The 15,478-nt window shown below is 64.0% G+C and carries 13 protein-coding genes and 1 tRNA gene; 7 read left to right on the plus strand and 7 right to left on the minus strand.

Annotated elements, in window-relative coordinates:
- Positions 1–166 precede the first annotated feature (166 nt).
- Positions 167–1,525, minus strand: coding sequence for an AI-2E family transporter (locus CKW39_RS03995; RefSeq protein ID WP_095796857.1), 1,359 nt, complete (start codon positions 1,523–1,525; stop codon positions 167–169).
- Between the two features lie 75 nt (positions 1,526–1,600).
- Here CKW39_RS03995 and CKW39_RS04000 point away from each other — a divergent pair, with 75 nt between their 5' ends.
- Positions 1,601–2,203 (plus strand): nitroreductase family protein, encoded by a 603-nt coding sequence (locus CKW39_RS04000; RefSeq protein ID WP_095796858.1) that lies wholly within the window; start codon positions 1,601–1,603, stop codon positions 2,201–2,203.
- Positions 2,204–2,329: 126 nt separating this feature from the next.
- Here the strand turns inward: CKW39_RS04000 and CKW39_RS04005 are convergent, their stop codons facing one another.
- The gene (locus CKW39_RS04005; RefSeq protein WP_095796859.1) at positions 2,330–3,133 is read right to left on the minus strand and encodes a Bax inhibitor-1/YccA family protein; all 804 of its coding nucleotides are present in this window, start codon (positions 3,131–3,133) and stop codon (positions 2,330–2,332) included.
- A 223-nt stretch (positions 3,134–3,356) separates the two neighbouring features.
- On the opposite strand from CKW39_RS04005, the gene CKW39_RS04010 reads away from it, so the two are divergent.
- The 6 genes from CKW39_RS04010 (at position 3,357) to CKW39_RS04035 (ending at position 10,819) form a co-directional block, all read left to right on the plus strand.
- Positions 3,357–4,115 (plus strand): SDR family NAD(P)-dependent oxidoreductase, encoded by a 759-nt coding sequence (locus CKW39_RS04010; protein WP_095796860.1) that lies wholly within the window; start codon positions 3,357–3,359, stop codon positions 4,113–4,115.
- Between the two features lie 51 nt (positions 4,116–4,166).
- The gene (locus CKW39_RS04015) at positions 4,167–5,315 is read left to right on the plus strand and encodes an acetyl-CoA C-acetyltransferase (protein ID WP_095796861.1); all 1,149 of its coding nucleotides are present in this window, start codon (positions 4,167–4,169) and stop codon (positions 5,313–5,315) included.
- A 49-nt stretch (positions 5,316–5,364) separates the two neighbouring features.
- On the plus strand, positions 5,365–7,119 hold the full coding sequence (locus CKW39_RS04020) for a fatty acyl-CoA synthetase (protein ID WP_095796862.1): 1,755 nt from the start codon (positions 5,365–5,367) through the stop codon (positions 7,117–7,119).
- The gene (locus CKW39_RS04025) at positions 7,116–8,315 is read left to right on the plus strand and encodes an acyl-CoA dehydrogenase family protein (RefSeq protein WP_095796863.1); all 1,200 of its coding nucleotides are present in this window, start codon (positions 7,116–7,118) and stop codon (positions 8,313–8,315) included. The genes CKW39_RS04020 and CKW39_RS04025 overlap by 4 nt, the downstream gene beginning before the upstream one ends.
- Before the next feature lie 40 nt (positions 8,316–8,355).
- Positions 8,356–9,144: an enoyl-CoA hydratase/isomerase family protein gene (locus tag CKW39_RS04030; RefSeq protein ID WP_095796864.1), complete on the plus strand. Its 789-nt coding sequence runs from the start codon at positions 8,356–8,358 to the stop codon at positions 9,142–9,144.
- A gap of 253 nt (positions 9,145–9,397) precedes the next feature.
- Positions 9,398–10,819 (plus strand): FAD-binding oxidoreductase, encoded by a 1,422-nt coding sequence (locus CKW39_RS04035; protein ID WP_095796998.1) that lies wholly within the window; start codon positions 9,398–9,400, stop codon positions 10,817–10,819.
- Positions 10,820–10,881: 62 nt separating this feature from the next.
- Here CKW39_RS04035 and CKW39_RS15400 read toward each other — a convergent pair whose 3' ends face one another.
- The 5 genes from CKW39_RS15400 to CKW39_RS04060 all read right to left on the minus strand — a co-directional run bounded on the left by CKW39_RS15400 (position 10,882) and on the right by CKW39_RS04060 (position 15,396).
- On the minus strand, positions 10,882–11,022 hold the full coding sequence (locus CKW39_RS15400; protein WP_158222903.1) for a hypothetical protein: 141 nt from the start codon (positions 11,020–11,022) through the stop codon (positions 10,882–10,884).
- 355 nt (positions 11,023–11,377) lie between these two features.
- Positions 11,378–11,454, minus strand: a tRNA-Leu gene (locus tag CKW39_RS04045).
- A gap of 69 nt (positions 11,455–11,523) precedes the next feature.
- Positions 11,524–12,909 carry an NAD(P)/FAD-dependent oxidoreductase gene (locus tag CKW39_RS04050; RefSeq protein WP_095796866.1) on the minus strand — a complete coding sequence of 462 codons (1,386 nt, stop codon included), beginning with the start codon at positions 12,907–12,909 and terminating at the stop codon, positions 11,524–11,526.
- An 81-nt stretch (positions 12,910–12,990) separates the two neighbouring features.
- A complete protein-coding gene (locus tag CKW39_RS04055) occupies positions 12,991–14,370 on the minus strand; it encodes a S8 family serine peptidase (RefSeq protein WP_095796867.1) in 1,380 nt (459 codons plus the stop codon).
- 75 nt (positions 14,371–14,445) lie between these two features.
- The gene (locus CKW39_RS04060) at positions 14,446–15,396 is read right to left on the minus strand and encodes a Ppx/GppA phosphatase family protein (RefSeq protein ID WP_095796868.1); all 951 of its coding nucleotides are present in this window, start codon (positions 15,394–15,396) and stop codon (positions 14,446–14,448) included.
- Positions 15,397–15,478: the final 82 nt, after the last annotated feature.

Below are 15,478 nucleotides of genomic sequence, written 5' to 3' on the forward strand. Positions count from 1 at the left end.
GGCCCACTTCAAACTTCTTTCACTCTGCAACGTGCGCCGCCCGTGGGCGGTCACCGTGTCTGTCGGTCAGCCACGGTCTTGCACTGCCGTACGAAAACGCGGCGCCCTCGTTCAAGGGCGCCGCGTTCCATGGTATTACGCGATCAGACGCTGGTTCATTGTGCGACTACGCGCGGTTGGTGCTGTCCTGCTCAATGCTGGCGTCGTGTTCGGTGTCCTTCTTGTGCTTTTCTTCGCGCTTCTTCTCTTCCAGCTCGCGATCCTTGTGCCGCTTGAGACGGAAGCGCTGTAGCTGCTCCATGACCTGCTCACGGGTCAGATCCTGCTTCTTGGCTTCCTTCTTGATCTCCCAGGGATACAGGAACGGTGACCACGCGATCTGGTCGTCCTGCTCCCAAGAGCGCGACGAAAGGTAGCGGACGATCGTGTTCAGAATGGCCAGCAGCGGCACGGCGAACAGCGCGCCCACAATGCCGTACAGCACGGCACCGGCAGCCACGGCCAGGAACACTGCCACCGGGTGCAGGGACACGGCCTTGCCCATGACCAGCGGCTGTAGGACGTTGGACTCGAGTTGCTGAACCAGCAGCACCACGCCCAACATGGCCAAGGCGATACCGGGGCCGTTGGCCACCAGGGCGACCAACACGGCAATGATGCCGGTGGCCACCGCACCGACGATCGGGATGAAGGAGGCAAGGAAGACCAACACACCGATGGGCAGCGCCAACGGCACGCCCAGGAGGAAGGCACCCAGGCCGATACCCACGGCGTCGACGAAGGCAACGAACACCTGAATCCGCACGTACTGGGCGAGCGAGAGCCAACCCTTGCGACCGGCGCCATTAACGGCGGTGCGCGCACGGTGCGGGAACAACTTGACCAGGAACAGCCAGATCGATTCACCCTGCATCAGGAAGAACAGCAGCACGAACAGCATGATGATGATGCCGGTCAGAATGTTGCCCGCGGTGGAGCCGAAGGTCACAGCACCGGAGAGAATCGCTTGGGAGTTCTCCTGCAGGGTATTGCCGAGCTCGCCGATCCACTGGTTGATGTTTTCGGTCGAGACGTTGAGGGGGCTGTCCTCGAGCATGCCGGTGAGTTTCTGGAAACCACCCACCGCGCTGCTCGAAAGCTGAGCGAAGCCGGAGATCATCTGCTGGCCGGCCAAGGTCAACAACCCCAGCACCAGAACGATGAGACCGATCTCCACGATGGCCGCAGCCAGGCCCCCGGGCACGCGCTTGGAACGCAGCCACTTGACGGCCGGGGTCAGCAGGCCTGCCAACAGCGCAGCGATGGCGACCGGGATGAGCACTGTGGAAACCTTGGACAGCAACCAGCCCACCAGGCCGATCGCGGCCACCACCAGGATGACGCGCCAGGACCATGCTGCCGCAATGCGCACCGGGGCGGACACCATTTCGCGACCGTGACGATCAGGGTTCGAGACCGGCCCGGAATCGTGTTCGGGGCGGTCCGGCTGAGAATGCGTCTGCGATATAGACACGGTTGAAGACATGCGTACATCATGGCACGCCCGCCCGGAAATTCTTATTTCACAGGTCACTGTCCAAACGGTGCAAAAATAGGGGGTATGTCCGCTACTTTGCTCCGTGTCCTGGCCCAGCGCCGCCCAGCAAGTGTTTTGACACAGGAGGCTCCGAAACGCCCCGAGTTGGAAACCGTCCTCCGCGCCGTGGCGGGTGCTCGTTTCGACGATTCGCTCACGCCGTGGCGGGTGGCCGTAACCAACCGCCAGTCAGCTTCGGATCTCGCGGCCGCCATGGCCGGGCTCACCTCCGTGCCCAACATGGAAGGCCCCATCCCACGTCTCAAGGGCAAGAAAATCCGCCGGTTGGCCGCCTACCGGGGCAGTCTGCAGTGGGCGTCCACCGGCGGCGCTGGACTGGCCATCATCTTCCGCTTCGACCCGGAGTCCGAAACACCCAAGAAGGTCCAGCGGTTCGACGCGTACTCGATCCGGGGTCTGCTGGAGGCCGCGTTTTACGCGCAGGGGTGGGCCACCGTGTGGTCCCGCCGCTCCCCCAGCGACGAGCAGGTGCTGCGCGACTTCTACCGGCTGAATGACAACGAAGAAATCCTCGGGTGGTTGTTCGTGGGACGACCCGCGCACAATTCGGTTCCAGATCGCGCGATCAACCTCCCCCCGCAGGACCTCGAGATCACCTACATGTAGGAACCGCCCATATGAGGGGCGCCACCCGCAGCCGGGGCGCCACACCCTACGACGACGCCGCGGGCCTCGCGTTCACAACGCAAGGCCCGCGGCGCGGTTAATAGCTCTCGTGGAGAGCTCAGCGGATTACTCGGACATGCTCCGGATGATGGCGATCACGCGCAGGATCTCGACGTAGGCCCAGATCAGGGTCACGGTGAGGCCGAATGCGGCGGACCATGCGGCCTTCTCCGGAATACCGCGGCGAACGCCGTCGGTGATGTTCTCGAAGTCAAGCACAAAGCTGTAGGCGGCCAACAGAATGGCCAGTGCACCCACGATCAGGCCCAGCGGGATGCCGAACAGGGTGACGTCGTAGCGCATGTTGAAGCCACCGAGCAGCGAGGTGCCCAGGTTGATCAGCGCAAACAGGGCGTACGCCATGATGGCGACCATGAAGATCTTGGTCACGCGCGGCGAGGAACGCAGCACACCCACCTTGTAGAGAACCAGCACGGACACGAAGACCGCTACGGTGCCCATGACGGCCTGGATCACGATGCCCGGGTACATGTTCTCGAACATGCCGGAGATGCCACCCAGGAAAAGGCCTTCGGCCAGGGCGTAAGCAATGATCAGCACGGGGCTGGGCTCGCGCTTGAACGCGTTGACCAGGCCCAGGACCAAACCGATGAGGGCGCCGGGCAGGGCCAGGATGGGCATCATCCAGCCGAGCACGCCGGTGACGACAATGCAGACCAGCAGAACGCCGGTACGCACTACGACATCGTCATAGCTCATGCGCCCGGTCTGGGCGGGGCCAGCTGCCGGGGCGTTGTACATCTGCTCGAGTTGTTCGGGCGAGTAACGCGGATCCTGGTAGGAACCGGGCGCGCCTTGTTGCGCGTTTTTCTTGTTGAAGTCGCGCAGGAGCGGGTTTCCACCGGCCATGTGTGCGTCCTTTCATGACGTATACGGGCTGTTCGTCAAGGGTAGCAGTGACGTGTCATGCGGAGCTGGGAGTTTGTGCACAGCGAACAGTGAATTTCACCGTGCGTTTGCGAACTATCGCGGCGTGAGCCGGAACCATTTTGTCGATCATCGACAGTGTGATCTGGACAACAGTTAAATAGTTGGGCATCCTACTAAAGCACCCCACCGAGAGGAATATTCCATGGATGTCTCCAACACTTCTGCCCTGGTGACCGGAGCGGCGTCGGGTCTGGGCGCGGCGACCGCCGCGGCCCTGGCGGATCGCGGCGTACGCGTGATCGGCGTGGACCTCCCCGCGGGTATCGAGAAGGCCCCGGAGGTGGACGGAATCACCTACCACGCAGCTGACGTCACCCAGCCCGACGACGTACGCGCCGCCGTGGCAATGGCCACGGAAGTCGGTCCGTTGCGCACCGTGGTCAATTGCGCCGGCATCGCGCCCTCGGCCCGCATCCTGGGCAAGAAGGGACCGCACGACCTGGCACTGTTCGAGACCGTGATCCGGGTGAACCTGATCGGCACGTTCAACGTGCTGACCCTCGCAGCGGAAGCCATGGCGGAAACCGACCCCGTGGACGAGGACGGCCAGCGCGGACTCATCGTCAATACGGCCTCTGTGGCGGCGTTCGAAGGACAGGTGGGTCAAGCGGCCTACGCGGCGTCCAAGGGAGGCGTGCACAGCCTGACCATCACGGCCGCCCGGGACCTGGCGAGCCTGGGCATCCGAGTGAACACCGTGGCCCCCGGAATCGTGGAGACACCCATGCTGGCCACCGTCAGCGAGGAGTACCGGGCCGGCCTGGCCGCAGGTGTTCCGTTCCCCCGCCGTCTGGGCCGCCCCTCGGAATACGCGCAGATCGTGACCACGTTCGTGGACAACGATTATCTCAACGGCACCACGCTGCGCATGGACGGCGCTCTGCGCATGGCCCCGCGCTGATCGCTGTCGTATTGCCCTACCCCACTCGACCAACTGTTCGGAGTACTTCTCATGGCTGAGGCCTACATCATTGATGCTGTCCGCACCCCCGTGGGGCGCCGCGGCAAGGGACTTGCGGAGGTTCATCCGCTCGATCTGGCCGCCGCACCGTTGCGGGAGCTGGTGAACCGCCAGGGCATCGATTCCCAGGACTACGACGAGGTGATCCTGGGGTGCATCGATCAACTGGGTCCGCAGTCCATGGACATTGCCCGCAATGCGTGGCTCGCTGCCGGGCTCTCGCAGGCGGTGCCCGGTAGCACCATCGAACGGCAATGCGGTTCCGGTCAGCAAGCGATCAGCTACGCGGCGCAGGCCGTGATGAGCGGAACAAGTGACCTGGTGGTCGCCGGTGGTGTGCAGTCCATGTCCAGCATTCCGCTCACGTACTCCAACGTGGCCGCGGAGAAATTCGGTTTCCCGGATCCCTTCACCGGATCCACCGGGTGGGCCGAGCGCTACGGCGACCAAGAGATATCCCAGTTCCGGGGTGCGGAAATGATGGCCCACCGCTGGGGTTTCACCCGGGATGAGCTCGAGGCCTTCGCCGTGGAATCCCACGAACGCGCGCTCACCGCCCAGCGGGAAGGCCGCTTCGATCGGGAGATCCTGCCGTTGGCCGGGCTGTCCGCGGACGAGGGTCCGCGCGAGCCAGATCTCGACAAGCTTCGTTCGTTGCAGCCCATCGTGGAGGGTGGCCTGCACACGGCCGGTAGCGCGTCACAGATGTCCGACGGCGCCGCGGCGCTTCTGATCGCCTCTGAGCGTGCTGTTGAGAAATACGGGCTCACACCGCGAGCGCGAATCCACCACGTCTCGGCTCGCGGTGACGATCCCGTCATGATGCTGTCCGCGCCGATTGCCGCGACCCGTCACGCGCTGGAGCGCACGGGCATGCGCCTGGACGACATGGACCTGATTGAGATCAATGAGGCCTTCGCCGCTGTGGTGCTCGCATGGCAGCGCGAGACCGGCGCGGACATGTCCAAGGTCAATGTGAATGGCGGGGCTATCGCGCTGGGGCACCCCATCGGTGCGACCGGCGCGCGGCTCATGACCTCTCTGCTGCATGAACTCGGACGCCGGGAGTCCCGCTGGGGATTGCAAACCATGTGCGAGGGCGGCGGCCAGGCCAACGTCACCATCATTGAACGCCTCTGAGCGGCCGCTCTGACCTTCGGAACCACTCCCTTTTAAGGACACGCCCATCATGAACGCAGCATCCCAGAACCACGAGACCGAATACGCGGTGGCCACGGCACAGTCCAACACGGTCGGTGATCTGCTCCGCCGCACGGTTACCCGCAACGGTCCCGCCACCGCCCTCCTGTTCGAAGACCGGCGCTGGACGTATACGGAACTGGGCGATGCGGTCCATCGCGTGGCTCGTCGCCTGCTGGATGCCGGGCTGCCATCCGGTGCCCGGGTTGCCGCCTACGGCGCCAATTCTGACGCCTATCTCCTGCTGTACCTCGCGTGCGCCGAGGCAGGTCTGGTGCACGTTCCGGTGAACTTCGCCCTCAAGGGTGACGAGCTGGCCTACATCCTGGAGGATTCCGGAGCGAGCCTGCTCGTGGTCGACAACGCATTGCTCCCGCTGGTCGACGACGTCCGCGCCTCCGGTCGCGCCGCGGGTGTCGGCCAGGTGTGGTCGATGTTCCCGAACGCAGACTCGAGTTCCGATACCCGGCCCGAAGAGGTCTCGCTGCTGGAGACGGCGCTGGACCGGGCGGCGTCGTCGGACCCCGTGGAGGCACCCGTGGACGAAAGCGACCTGCTGCAGCTGCTGTACACCTCCGGGACCACGTCCGCGCCCAAGGGGGCAATGATGACGCACGCCGCGCTGATCGCCGAGTACGTCTCCTCGATCATCGCGCTGGATTTCACGGCCGAGGACCGCCCGCTGATCGCCATGCCGCTCTACCATTCGGCCGCGATGCACGTGTTCCTGCTCCCCTACCTCACGTTGGGTGCCACAGCGCGCGTGATTGCCAAGCCCGACGTCGCTCAGATCCTCGAGCTCGTCGAGAAAGAACACATCGGCTCGCTGTTCCTGGCGCCCACCGTGTGGGTGCCGCTGGCGAACTCCCCCGAGCTGGACACCCGCGACCTGTCCTCGCTGACCAAGGCGCAGTACGGCGCGTCCATCATGCCGGTGACCGTGCTGCAGCGGTTGCGCTCGCGATATCCGAAGATCGGGTTCTACAACTGTTTCGGACAATCCGAATTGGGTCCGCTGTGCACCGTGCTGCGCCCGGAGGAACATGACGCGCGGCCGGCCTCGTGCGGGCGGCCCGTGTTTTATGTGGAGGCGCGCGTGGTCACCTCGGAGGGTGAGCTGGCTGCGCCCGGTGAACCAGGAGAGATCCAATACCGTTCCCCGCAGCTGCTGACGGGGTACTGGAACAAGCCCGAGGCCACCGAGCAGGCGTTCGTGGATGGCTGGTTCCGCTCCGGCGACCAGGTCACTCAAGATGCGCAGGGATTCATCCAAGTGGTGGACCGCATCAAGGACGTCATCAACACGGGCGGTGTGCTCGTGGCCCCGCGCGAAGTCGAGGACTGTATTTACGAGTTGGACGGGGTTGCCGAGGTTGCCGTGGTCGGCCTGCCCGACGAGCGCTGGATCGAGGCCATCACCGCGGTAATCGTGCTCAAGGAGGGCACCACGCTGACTCCAGAAACCGTGCGCGCGCACGTGAAGTCGCGGATCGCCGACTACAAGGTGCCCAAGCGGGTGGACTTCGTGGCGGAGCTGCCCCGCAACCAGTCAGGCAAACTGCTCAAGCGGGAGCTGCGGGCGGAGCGAACTCAGGAGGCCAACGGAGCATCATCCGGACAGGGTGACGCGGGTGTGTCCGGTACGGAAGGTGGCGGAGCGGCGTCGTCGCCGGTGGCTGCGGAAGCGAGCGAAACCGGGGCCGGTACCGGGACCGGGACCGGGACCACGGAGGATCGCGCGTGAGCGCCGGGCCGTCGCGGCGCTATGACCTGGCCGAAGCTCTGGGCACCGACTATCTCTGGGTGCTGGACGGAATGAGCGACGAGGACCGGGCGCACTGGGACCGTGCCCGCGAATACGGTGCGGAGATCCTGCCCCTGATCAACGAGTACTGGGATCGCGGTGAGTACCCCACGGACCTGGTGCGCCGGGCCGGTGAACTCGATCTGCTGACCGATGGGCTGGATGTCTCCGGTCATCGGACTATGTCGCCATTGGCGGCTGGCCTGGTGACCATGGAAATCTCCCGCGCGGACGGTTCCCTGGCCGCCGCCGCGGCCGTGCAGGGTGGTCTGGTGCTGCGCAGCTTGGTGCTGTTCGCGAGCGACGAGCAGAAGCAGCGGTATCTGGAACCCGTGGCCAGCGGTGAGCTGCTCGGTGGTTTCGCGCTGACGGAACCCAACCACGGCTCGGACTCGGTGTCGCTGGAAACCACCGCGCGCCGAGAAGGCTCCCAATGGGTCCTGGACGGTCACAAGAAGTGGATCGGTAACGGCGCCGCCGGCGGGATCACCATCGTGTGGGCCCGCGATCAGGCGGACGGCCAGGTCAAGGGCTTCATCGTGGAGCAGGCCACCCCGGGATATTCGGCGGAGGTCATTCAGGGTAAGGGCGCGTTGCGTGCCATTCATCAGGCTGAAATCACGCTGGACAATGTGCGCGTTCCCGCCGAGGCGCAACTGCCTAACGTGAGCTCCTTCAAGGACGTGTCCCGCGCTCTCGTGGAGACGCGCGTGAACGTGGGTTGGTCCGCGCTGGGCCACGCAACATCTATGTTCGAGGCGGCGTTGTCCTACGCAAAGCAACGCACACAGTTCGGCAAACCGCTGGCCGGTCATCAAATGGTGCAGGAGCGCCTGGCCCAGATGCTCGCGGAGCTGACCAACATGCAGTTGCAGTGCGTGGCGGTGACGCAGCTTCAGGCCGCGGGCACCATGAGGCCCGCGCAGGCCTCGATGCTCAAGTACCACAACACGCGCGCGGCCCGTCGGATTGCTTCCGCGGCCCGGGACATGCTGGGCGGCAACGGGATTCTGCTGGAGAATCACGTGATCCGCCACATGACCGATGTGGAAGCGCTGCACACGTACGAGGGCACCGAGTCCGTTCAGGCCCTGATCCTTGGCCGCGACCTCACCGGCGTCAGCGCCTTCGCGTGACCGCGCCGTCACCATCCCAGACCAGTCCAACAGGAGCACCGTGACTACTAGCGACACCCCCTCTGCAGTCCGGATCGAACACCGGTCCGGCGTGGTTCGGCTCGTGCTGAACCGTCCCGCGGACGGCAATGCTTTCACCCTCGACATGGCGCGTGAGGCACTGGCCGCCCTGCGCGACGCCGAGTCCGACCCGGACGTCCACGTCCTGACTCTCACGGGCGAGGGTCGCTTCTTCTGCGCGGGCGGGGACGTCACGAGCATGGCCTCTTACGAGCCCGCGGATCGTCCCGCTTTCTTACGCGACCTCGCCGACGCCGCCCACGACGTCGCGCTGGCCATGATGCGTTCTCGTCTGCTCATCATTGCTGGCGTCAATGGCACGGCGGCCGGTGCGGGGTTCGGGTTGGTGTTGAACTCTGACTGGGTATTGGCCTCCGATCAGTCGAGCATGCTGACGGCGTACTCCAAGATGGGTCTGTCCCCTGATACGGGCGTCGCCTACCTGCTCCCCCGCACGGTGGGCCATCAGCGCGCCACCGATCTGGCGCTCAATAGTCGGGTTCTCAGCGGTGCGGACGCCGTGGACTGGGGCCTTGCGAACGAGGTGACGGCAGCGGCGTCGTTCGCGGAGCAGCTCACCGAGGTCGAGGACCGTTTCTTGAGCGGGGCGACGCAGACGTACGGGTCGACCAAGAAATTGCTGCGGGCCGCCACGCTGGACGGGTACGAGGAGCACCTGCGCAACGAATCAGCGAGCATCGCGAAACTGTCCGGACATCCGGAGACCGTGCAGCGCGTGGATCGGTTCGTCGGCAAGAAACGCAGTTGAGGGCTGCTTCTTTCTGATCACGACGAGATTTTCTACCGTGATGGCTCACTGCCGTAGACCGGGTTACCAAGTGGACTTATAATTGGTTCAGCGTCGTACCGTTCCAGCCCGGAGACACATTGGGAGGCTCCGAGGCCCGGGAATGTCATTCCCCGAGTTCTGCAGTGGCGGCGTGGAGAAATTCCGATCCCTGCAGCCACCATTCACCGTCATGTCAGAGATGCAGATCTCTCATCGGGGAAGCAGCAGCATCATGAGCACGCACACTTCGCACACCAACAGCCCCGAGATCACGGCTGCGCTCAAAAAACTGGACGATTCGTTGTCCGGGGATCTGATCACCCCCGACGATTCCCGGTACGACAGTGCTCGAACGGTGTGGAACGGCATGATCGATGTCTACCCTTGCGCGGTGATCCGTGTGGGATCAGACTCTGACATCGATGTGGTCCTGGAGGCCGCGCGAGACACGGGACTGCCACTTGCCATCCGCGGAGGCGGCCACAACGTGGCGGGGCACGTCACCGTGGAGGGCGGGCTCGCCCTGGACCTGTGCCAACTCCGGGCCGTGGAGGTTGATCCGGAACGTCGCCTGGTCTCGGTCGCAGCTGGAGCCACTCTCTCGGACGTCGATCATGCGACCGCGCCTCATCAACTCGCGATTCCCATGGGCGTGATCAGCGCGACCGGGATCGCCGGGCTGACGCTGGGCGGCGGCGTGGGATGGTTGACCAGGTCTTGCGGCCTGAGTCTGGACAATCTGGAATCCGCCCGTATCTTCACAGCCTCCGGGGAGCATCTCACGGCGAGCGCCGGGGAGAACCCCGACCTCTTCTGGGGAGTGCGCGGCGGGGGTGGCAACTTCGGTGTGGTTTCGTCCTTCACGTTTCACGCTCGGTCACTGTCATCGCCCGTATTGGCGGGAAACTTCTTCTACCAGCCGGCTCACTGGCGTGATGCCCTGACTTCATTCGAACAGTGGACTCAATCCCTGCCCGACGAAATGACTCCCATCATCTCCATCCTGGTGCTGCCACCGGAGTTCGGCATGGGCGACGACCCGTGGATGGTTGTGGGTTTCGCGTGGGCTTCGGAGGACCAGGCCTCGGGGTTGGAGCTGATCCAGCAGTTGCGGGAGATTGCGCCACCGGATGGTGAAGACGTCCACCTCACGGACTGGATCGGCTGGCAGTCGAGTCTGGACGGTCTCTTCCCCAAAGGCTCACGCGGGTACTGGAAAAACGTGTCCTTCTCCCGGATGGATCGTGAGGTCGTGGATGTCCTTGCGGACATCGCCTCGGAAGTCACCTGGCACGGAACGGGCATCGACATCCATTGCTTAGGCGGTGCGTTTAGTCGCATAGCGGAAGACGACACCGCATTCCCCAACCGCTCCGCCCGGTTCTGGCTCAACATCTACGGATTCTGGACCGATCCTGCCGAGGATGAGCGGTTGACCGCTTTTGCACGAAAGGCTCACGCACGCATGCAGCCCTTCGCCGAGCAGGGGCAATACGTGAACTTCCTGGGGGCAGAGGACGGTCACGACATGACCCACGCGGCCCGCCAGGCCTACGGCCAACGCACCTACGACCGATTGAAGGAACTGAAGAATCGCTACGACCCACAGAATCTGTTCCGTCTGAACCACAACATCGTGCCCGACCCCAGCTGACCGAACACGGAATCATGGAACGCGAGTGGTGCGGGGGGATGAAATCGGATCAGGTGCGCTGGCTAGCTAACACCGAGTTCCTTCTTACGCTCCTCAAGCACCTTTTGTAGCTTCTCTGACTGCTTCAGGAGTCGTTGCTGCTGTTTGGCGCTGTACGTGTTGACCTTGCCCGTACGAGCGGCGCTGTCAGTTTTAGCCGTCAACCTGGTCCTCGCATTGCGGCCACCAGCGGAAGAAGCTCTCAACGTCGCCATGGGTTACACCGTCCTCCTGTGGGAATCCACTCTACGGTCTCTGCGACTATGACGGGTCTCCGTGATGTCGAATGAGATTTTCCCTGTAGCGGGGATCCGGAACCGGTCCATTGAGGATTGTCGCGACCGGGGAACATCTGTGGCTGAGTTTGGCACGGCAGAACATCTGAGGCTCCGGACCGCAGCGGATCAGGGGTGAACGCCGCGAACCGAAGCCATAAATGTAATGGGCCGCGAACTTCGGCCTCAGATGTCGTCAGCGGTGGCCCAACATGCCGGAACGCAGGCCGTGCAAAGAAGAAAGTGGTGCCCCCAGTGGGACTCGAACCCACACTGCGCGGATTTTAAGTCCGCTGCCTCTGCCAATTGGGCTATGGGGGCCAGTGCAAAAGCTACCGGTTCACCGCCCGTGAAGGGAGCTGAACCGGTAGCTTCGCGAGTAAACGTAGGTTACAGCCTTGCCTTGGCCTTATCCACTTCGTCACCTGCGGCGATCTTGAACGAACGGCGCGGGTCACGCACGTGGCGCATGCCGGTGGTGTCGCGGCCGAAGAGCATGTTGATGCCCCATTCGCTGAACACGCGGACCTTGCGCTCGATCGTGGGGATCGCGTAGCCGTGGTAGAGCCGGTGTGCGGCCCAAGCGGGTAGACCACCGAAGTCCACGCCGCGAATGGTGGCGGCACCCTTGTACAGGCCCAGACCCGCCACAGCGCCGAGGTTCTCGTGGTAGTAGTCCTCGAGCGGCTTGCCCTCGCGGGTAGCCATGATGTTCTTGGCCATGGTCTTGGCCTGGCGCACAGCGTGCTGAGCGTTGGGAACGCAGAAACCGCCGGGGCCGGCACCCGTGAGGTCCGGAACTGCGGCGATGTCACCGGCGGCCCAGGCACCCTTGATGGGGCCGTCGTCCCCGGTCACACGCAGATCAGCACCGGCACGGACGCGCCCGCGCTCGTCCACGGGCAGGTCACTGTTCTTGACGAACGGCGAAGCCTGAACACCAGCGGTCCATACCAGCGTGTCGGTGTACATTTCGCCGGCCGGAGACTTGTCCTTCATGTTGATCAGCTTGACCAACTGGTCCTTGGCGGAATCCAAGGAGGTGTTCAACAGAACTTCGATGCCGCGCGAACGCAGGTCGGCGACAACCTTCTCGGCTCGCTCCTCGGTCACCTCGGGCATGATGCGGCCCATGGCCTCGACCAGCACGAAGCGCAGGTCGGAGACCTTCAAACGGTCGTTGCGCTCCACTGCGGTGCGCGCCATGTCCTCGAGTTCACCAATGGCCTCGATACCGGCGAAACCGCCACCGACCACGATGAAGGTGAGAGCCTTGCGCTTCTCTGCTTCGTCATCGGTCAGCGAGGCGATCTCGATGCGTTCCAGGACCCAGTTACGCAGAGATACAGCCTCTTCGATGGTCTTGAGACCGATCGCGTTCTCGGCCAGTCCCTCGATGGGGAAGGTGCGGGTCATGGAGCCACCGGCAATGACGATCTCGTCATAGGGCAGATCGAAGTCGGGACCCTGATCGATGCCGCGGATACTGACCGTACGGTTGGCGTGGTCAATGCTCTCCACGCGGCCAGCGATGAGTTCGCAGTCCTTGAGGTGCTGACGGTGCGGAACGATGGCGCTACGTGCCTCGATGTTGCCGGCAGCAACTTCGGGCAAGAACGGCAGGTAGGTCATGTACGGGTTGGGATCGACAACCGTGACAACGCCACCCGATTCTTTGATGCGGGTTTGCAGCTGTTGTGCGAGCGTGAAACCAACGTATCCGCCGCCGACGATCAGAAGACGCGGACGGTCTTTAGCCAATTGATTGAAAGCCATGCCTGAAAGTCTACTCATCGCCGCCCCAATTTCCGCTTCGAAAGGCGGGGGTGGGACTGCGCTGATCGTGAAATGTTGGCGTCAGCGGTTCATCGAGCGGATGTGCAGTACCGCGGCCACCGTGAGTCCCGCCACTACCAGACCGAATCCGGCCAGGATGACCACGGGCAGTGCACCGGTCTCGTTGAGCGGCGCCTGGGCCACCGGCGGGGTCGCCTCCTCTGTCACCTGTTCCGTGTCCGGGGTCTCGGAGACTTCGGGCGACGACGCCGCCTCGCTGGGTTCCACAGCTGCCGGTCGGTGCACGCTCATCCAGTGCTTCATGCTCCCCAGCGGATTCTTGTCGACGTCTGGCACGTCCTGTTCGACAGCGGCCTTCACATCCAGAATCCCGTGGCCGTAGAACGAGTCCTGACCTTCTTCACCGGCGTCGTGAGCGGTGCGAATGATCTGGTTGGCGATCTGCGCCGCGCTCAGTTCCGGGTTCTTGGACTTGATCAACGCGGCGGTTCCGGAGACCAGCGGCACCGTGGCAGACGTGCCGGACCATTCGGCGTAACCGTCACCCGGCATGGCGCCCACCATGTCCTCACTCGGACCCGCAACCGCGATCGAGATCCCCTGGGAGGAGGAATCCCAGCTCGCCTGGCCCGCGCGGTTCACGCCACCCACCGTGAGTACACCGGGGATCGTGGCCGGCGCTCCCACTTGGTTGAGTCCGGAACCACGGTTGCCCGAGGCCGCCACGACCAGGACGTCCTTCTCCTCTGCATATGCGAACGCTGAGTCCCAGGACTGCGGCCATTCCGTGGAATCCGATCCCACGGACATGTTGATCACGTCCGCACCGTTGTCCACGGCCCAACGAACGGCATTCGGAATCTGCTCGTTGACGTCCTTGACGCCAGGTTCCTCGTTGCCGAGCCACAGGGACACGGGCAGGATCTCCGCTTCCGGCGCCACACCGATCACGCCACCCTGCTTACCGGGACCGTCGGGAGTATCCGCACCGTGACCGGTTCCGGCGGCCAAGGACGAAACGAGGGTGCCGTGTTCGGGTTCCGAGCCCAGTCCGCGGTGCCCCTTGCCGTCTCCCTTGCCGGAGACGTCCGTGCCGTCCTTGACGGTGCCGCTCAGATCCTGATGTGTCGCGTCCACACCGGTGTCGATCACGGCGATCTTCACACCCTTGCCGGTGGATTCCTTCCACGCATCGCGCACACCGTATTCGTCGAGCCAGTACTCCCGCTCGCGGATCGAGTCCACGGGAACCGGTACCTTGCCGTCCGGGGGCGGCGGCGCCACGGGAGTTTCCACGGGGATCGACGGCGCGGGGGCGGGCGCTCCCGGTGGCTGCTCGTTGTCGGGCATGGCTACCGCGGGGGCGGCGGCGAAGGACAAGACCATGGCGGCAGCGGCCGCACCCGAGAGTGCGCGGCGACGCGTGGTGTGAACCGACATTACTAACCTCAACTCGACTGGGAACGCACCGGTGGGGACGTCCCTGGCGGTTGAATGTTCAGGACGTTTGTGGGGTCAGTGCACCAGGGACAGACCGATTCCGTCCAAAATATCGTGTTCGCTGGCCGTGACCGACTGCACACGCCCTTGTGTCGCCGCGACCACGCGTTCGATCACGCGCCGCCACACCAGGGCACCGCCACCGATCACGTCCACGCGGCCCTCGTGCATGAATCCCAAGCGGGCCCGTTCCTTCTTGGTCATGGCCGTGAGATCCTTGCAGGCCTTGGCTATCGAGTCCACCGATTGCGTGGAGCCGTGAATCTTGTCCGGGTCATAGCTCTTGAGATCCATGGCGTGAGCGCTCACCGTAGTCACCGTTCCGGCGACACCCACCAAATGGGTGGTTTGTGACAACGGGACCATCCGGGCCACGGAATCCATGGCCTCGTCCACGTCCTGGAGTACCTGGCGCTGCTGTTCGTCGGTGGGAGGGTTGGAGCCCAAGTGCCGTTCGGTCATCCGCACGCATCCAATGTCCACGCTCTTGGCTGCGGTTACGCCGTCCACGGTGCCCAGTACGCATTCGGTGGAACCACCACCCAGATCGACCACGAGCACGCGATCCTCGGGTTTGAGAGGCCCGGTTGCGTTGGCCGCGCCGCGGAAGGACAGGGCGGCTTCTTCGTCACCGGTCACGACCTCGGGTGCAACTCCTAGCCGTTCCTTGATGCCGTCCACGAACACCTGGCGATTCCCGGCATCGCGCGTGGCCGACGTCGCGACGAAACGGATCTTGTCCACCTTGTGTTTCTTGATGAGCCGCGAGTACTCCTCAGCGGCGGCGAAGGTGCGATCCAGGGCGGCCTCGGCCAGCCAACCGGTGGCGTCCACGCCCTGTCCCAATCGGACCACGCGCATTTCCCGCACGATGTCGACGAGTTCGGGGTGACCGTTGTCGTCCTTCACATCCGCGATCAGGAGGCGGATGGAGTTGGTACCGCAATCAATGGCCGCAACGCGCATGGGTGATGGATCCTTGGGTCTATGGGGAATGCGCCGATTCTGCCAGCGCGATCCCACTTTACCCGCGTTCTGGGCGCGTCCA

Source organism: Kocuria sp. WRN011, assembly GCF_002295155.1.
GTDB lineage: Bacteria > Actinomycetota > Actinomycetes > Actinomycetales > Micrococcaceae > Kocuria > Kocuria carniphila.

What these genes read in the sequence shown, in the direction of transcription:
- CKW39_RS03995 (WP_095796857.1), bottom strand. Translation starts at nt 1,525, where the DNA reads ATGTCTTCAACCGTGTCTATATCGCAGACGCATTCTCAGCCGGACCGC.
- CKW39_RS04000 (WP_095796858.1), top strand. Translation starts at nt 1,601, where the DNA reads ATGTCCGCTACTTTGCTCCGTGTCCTGGCCCAGCGCCGCCCAGCAAGT.
- CKW39_RS04005 (WP_095796859.1), bottom strand. Translation starts at nt 3,133, where the DNA reads ATGGCCGGTGGAAACCCGCTCCTGCGCGACTTCAACAAGAAAAACGCG.
- CKW39_RS04010 (WP_095796860.1), top strand. Translation starts at nt 3,357, where the DNA reads ATGGATGTCTCCAACACTTCTGCCCTGGTGACCGGAGCGGCGTCGGGT.
- CKW39_RS04015 (WP_095796861.1), top strand. Translation starts at nt 4,167, where the DNA reads ATGGCTGAGGCCTACATCATTGATGCTGTCCGCACCCCCGTGGGGCGC.
- CKW39_RS04020 (WP_095796862.1), top strand. Translation starts at nt 5,365, where the DNA reads ATGAACGCAGCATCCCAGAACCACGAGACCGAATACGCGGTGGCCACG.
- CKW39_RS04035 (WP_095796998.1), top strand. Translation starts at nt 9,398, where the DNA reads ATGAGCACGCACACTTCGCACACCAACAGCCCCGAGATCACGGCTGCG.
- CKW39_RS04050 (WP_095796866.1), bottom strand. Translation starts at nt 12,909, where the DNA reads ATGGCTTTCAATCAATTGGCTAAAGACCGTCCGCGTCTTCTGATCGTC.
- CKW39_RS04055 (WP_095796867.1), bottom strand. Translation starts at nt 14,370, where the DNA reads ATGTCGGTTCACACCACGCGTCGCCGCGCACTCTCGGGTGCGGCCGCT.
- CKW39_RS04060 (WP_095796868.1), bottom strand. Translation starts at nt 15,396, where the DNA reads ATGCGCGTTGCGGCCATTGATTGCGGTACCAACTCCATCCGCCTCCTG.